Here is a 4,436-nt window from a genome sequence, read left to right as displayed (position 1 = left end):
TTTGGCTCTAAGCAATGGAAACTTATCTTTGTTCGGCAATAAGGATATGAATTCATCGGATAATAGTTTATTAATAAATAAAAAACAAAATAAAAATTCAGCATCAAAAAGAAAAAATGAAAATGATGAAGGTCGAAAAAGTAATTTATCTAATACAAAAGGTAAAAAAATAAGAAAGATAAAAAAGATAAAGAAAAATTCAAAATCTAAATCTCAAAACAAAAAAAATACCTTAAACTACAATATAGAAGATGTAAAAAAAGGTATAAAGCTGATGGATTTGAGCGAAGAGGATTTAGATAGAGGAATGGAAATAATCACTAGAACTAAAAAATACATGTCTCCAGATGAACGAAAAATGCTTATAAAAATGGAGAGCATATTAGATTTAGTAAAAGGTATAAAAAAATTAAACGATGTGGATATACTAGAGAAGGAAGATGAAAGTGAATTTTTCAGAAGTATGGATGAAGAGGATAAAAAAAATATGATGATTAAAGAGATTTTAGAAGTATTTCCAGAGAAGAGAAAGGAATCTATAGAAAAAGCTATAGATATGAAAAAGAAAATAGATTTGTTTGCAGAATTGTTTTTACCTGAAAGCGATGAGGAGGGTGGATTTTCATTGAGTTCTCTAGCTGATATAGGAAATTTAGGAAGTACAAGTAATATTAAATTATTGGGAAGTCTTCTAAGAGGAGATGATTTAGAAGCTACAGATGAGGATGAATATAATTACGACGATACTCAATATTATGAAGAGGATGATAACGAAAATGAATAGCTGATTAGTTGAGAATTTCAATCGTAAAGCAAATATAGAATATTAAATTATATTTACATAGAAAATCTCAAAAAATGCTTTTGAAAAATTTTCTAAAATTACCACAGAAAAAGACTTTAAATTATTTTAGTTTTGTTATATAATAAGTATATGAAAATCCTGAGGCATACGAGTGGTTACCTTTAAATTCAACCGACAAAAATTTTACGGGAGACATACGTTAGATAGCGGAGTGATTGCATCTTATATTTATATAAGAAATTGGAACCTATTTACAGGTCACCCACCTGGGAGGATTCTCGGGACTGAATTTGCAGGGCCTACGGTGTTTTGGGATTTTGTTTTTTTAATGAAATCTCTGAGCTAGACATTATTGTCTAGCTTTTTTTAATTTAAAAACGATGTTAGATAATTTGTTTTATTGAGAACAAAAGATAAAAAATTTGCATATTATTTATTATATTATATGAAAACGAGTCATATAATATATATACACTATTAGGGGGACGTAAATATGCAAGATCTTAAAAAGAGTAAAAGAAGAATGAATGCAAACCAAATGACAAATGCATTTTTGTCAAATGAAGAAGCTATGGATAAAGACATATGTGATGATTTATCAAGAGGTTGTAATAAATCTAATAACAATTGCCCAAAACCTTGTCCAAAAGAATGTGAGCAACACAACCCATGCAAACAATCTAATTCACATTCACATGACCATGACTGTCATCATGACTGCCATAATCACAAATGTGAACCTTGCCAACTTGAAACAGGTATGGATTGTGTGAAAAATCCTTGTTCAAATGATCAGTGTTGTTCACCTTTGAATTTATCTAGATTTAATACTGCAAATGCAGTGCCTTTTGCAATAGAAACCAACAGAGTTTTTGATACTATGCAATTCCAAATTTTCCAAGATGCGAGCGCTTCTGATGGATCACAATTGTATTTCATATACGATGTAGAAAATGTAAATGGAAATATTCCAACAGGGGGATTTGTATCAGTAAAAATCGATGAAGTATGCTTTGATTTTTCAGAAATAGAAATAACACCAGGAAACGTAACTTTAGAAGGATTTACAGTACATCCTGTAGAGCCTGAAGAAACATTATGTGAATCTACTTTTGAATCATTTGTATGTGGTGAGAGAAATTCATTCTGTTGTGCTCAAGGAAGAGGTACTCCATCTAAATTTAGAGAAAGAGGACTACAAGTAGAAGTAAGCGATTTAGTTTTAACATTGAGAGGACATTGTGGATGTACACAAGTTACAATAAGCGCTATACCAGCATTTATGGATTCTCAAGGAAATTTAGTTCAATGCAGCTGTGTTGGATTTAGATTTAATACTTTAGCTGCTCCTATTTGTATACCATCAAGTGGAATGGGAATTACTTTAAGACAAAATTATCAAACAAAATTATCTGTAAGCTGTGTAAGCAATGCAAATGTACAAAAAAATTGTGTAGAAGGAAAAGCAAATTATACAGTAAATATACCAGGTGGTATAGATTTAATTCTTTGTGTACAAGAAATAGTAAGTATATTAAGAGGAGAACAAATAGTAGTATTAGGATCTTCTACTCCTATAACACCAAGAATTGTAGATACATTCTCTAGAGTTTGTGATTTTACATCTTGTGGAGAAGAATCTACATCAAATCAAAATAACAATAGTCACAGTGGCTGTGGATGTGGATGCAATAGATAATATTTGGAAAATAATTTTAGATTAAATTTAAGAGGTCTTCTATTGAGACCTCTTTTTATGGTTTTGAAAAATTTAAAATCCTAAAAATGAAATTTCGCCATTTGTTATAAACAAGTTAGAATTATTATATGATAAATCCTCCTTGTAATTAGATAAAAATTTACTTCTTAGAAATTCTAAATAAACGCTATTTTCATCTAAAATTGGTTCACTCCATGAAAATCCATTATCTGTAGAATAGCAAGTGTACAATTTATTTAAGTGAATCCACATTAAAATCAGTTTATTTTCATCTACAGTAAATGATGGATACATAAAAATAGAGTATTTAGCAATATCTGTCGACATAGAGCTTTTGAATAAGTTGTTCTCGATAATGCCTCTTATATATTCGATACAGTAGGTGTTGTTGGCCTCGTAACAGTACGTGATATGTACAAAATTATCTTTTACAATTACATCCATATATAGCTTATTTCTTTTAGTATCGGTAATTTGAATGGGATTAGACCATGTATGGCTTAAATTATCGAATATACAACAGAAAAGTTCTTCTGCATTATCTACCATATTAAAATAAAAAATAATTGGTAAGTCTTCGATAAATACAACTTTGTACTCGTTTAAAATAAGGTGATTTATAAAATCAATTTTTTGCTCGTGCCAAGAATTATTTTCTTTATACATATGAAATAGAGCAGTAGTATTGCTTTCCTGAATTTCATATACGTAATAGAAAAGATGGCTAGTTTTGTCTATCTCCTTAAAATACGGATAGCACATTCTAAATTTCTGAAAGTCGAATTTTAAAGTATCTTCTATAGAAAAGCTATAGCTATTTTTACAGCATTTTATTATTTTCAAGTTGTCAAAGCAAAGTACACCGTAAATATTGTCCTCTTCATCTATAGAGAAGCTGAACATCGTAAAATCCTTTATATAATCTTCTAGTATATTTATTTTTTTTATTAGATTGCTGTAAGCGTCGTAATATTTGTAAAAAAGACCATTTTCGCAGTAAAAATAGAAAATTTCTTTATCTGATCGTCTAATTGTATATGAATAATCGTTTATAAAGCTCATAAAATCTCTCCTCGAAAAATTTTTCAATATATCTAACTTATGGAGCCGAGTTTTTTTAATGAAGTAATTAGAGATATTGTATGTAGTAAAGTGGTAAATACGGCTACAGCAGTTACCACGTATATATAAGCGTATATATTTAGGCCTGGAATAGGCAGTAAAAAATACAGGCAAATTAATTGAATTACTGCTCCTAAGATGTTATTAAAGCTAGAAATAAGTTCCTTTTTAATTCCATGTAATATAGCCGATAAAGTTTGATTTAGAGATAAAAAAATAGGTGCTAAAAACATCGCTTTCAAGTAAATGCCAGCAGTTTCATTTTTAAATACTAAATTACATAATGGAGAACCAAAAAAGTAAAAAAGCAAAGAACAGGATATTCCAAAAAACAATGTCAGTCCTATTGAAAAAACAATTTTTTTAATCAAATTTTTATTGCTTTTTAGCGCTACCTCTCCAGAAATGCTTGGAATTAAATTTACAACTAGAGCCGATCCAATAGAAAACGGCAAATAAACAAATGGCATTACCATACCGCTTATAATACCGTAAGCACCTAATGCCTCAGAATAAGTCATATTAGCTAAAATCAACCTAGAGGGTATCATAATAGAGCTTATAGATTGTAATAAAATACTGGACATTCTATTACATGTTATTGGAACTGCTCTTTTTAAAGTATCTATAGATGCTTTTTTGAAATCTTTTATATCTATAATGTATTTATTGTAGATATTGGAATCTCTGTATAGATTTATAGTTATAAATATTATATTTACTGTTTCTCCTATTGATATAGCCAAAAGAGCGCTATAGCAAATTAACCCTTCATTTTTTATGTAGTAA

The 4,436-nt window shown here is 29.1% G+C and carries 4 protein-coding genes and 1 other RNA gene; 3 read left to right on the top strand and 2 right to left on the bottom strand.

Annotation, left to right across the window (positions count from 1 at the left end; translation table 11 throughout):
• The 3 genes from ACI3VO_RS07210 to ACI3VO_RS07200 all read left to right on the top strand — a co-directional run.
• The coding region (locus ACI3VO_RS07210) for a hypothetical protein (protein ID WP_439757257.1) at nt 1–784 on the top strand (784 nt) is incomplete at its 5' end.
• A gap of 153 nt (nt 785–937) precedes the next feature.
• Nucleotides 938–1,125, top strand: a non-coding RNA gene (gene ssrS / locus ACI3VO_RS07205) — 6S RNA.
• A 173-nt stretch (nt 1,126–1,298) separates the two neighbouring features.
• Nucleotides 1,299–2,504 carry an exosporium morphogenetic protein CdeC gene (locus tag ACI3VO_RS07200; protein WP_439757256.1) on the top strand — a complete coding sequence of 402 codons (1,206 nt, stop codon included), beginning with the start codon at nt 1,299–1,301 and terminating at the stop codon, nt 2,502–2,504.
• Between the two features lie 72 nt (nt 2,505–2,576).
• Here ACI3VO_RS07200 and ACI3VO_RS07195 read toward each other — a convergent pair whose 3' ends face one another.
• Complete coding sequence (locus ACI3VO_RS07195) at nt 2,577–3,587, bottom strand: hypothetical protein (RefSeq protein WP_439757255.1); 1,011 nt, start codon at nt 3,585–3,587, stop codon at nt 2,577–2,579.
• Nucleotides 3,588–3,619: 32 nt separating this feature from the next.
• A partial coding sequence (locus ACI3VO_RS07190) for an MATE family efflux transporter (RefSeq protein ID WP_439757254.1) occupies nt 3,620–4,436 on the bottom strand: 817 nt, incomplete at its 5' end.

The sequence above is a fragment of the Intestinibacter sp. genome, assembly GCF_051866655.1.
GTDB lineage: Bacteria > Bacillota > Clostridia > Peptostreptococcales > Peptostreptococcaceae > Intestinibacter.
The sequence above is the reverse complement of the archived record's forward strand: the minus strand, read 5'-3'. Positions and strand labels throughout refer to the sequence as shown.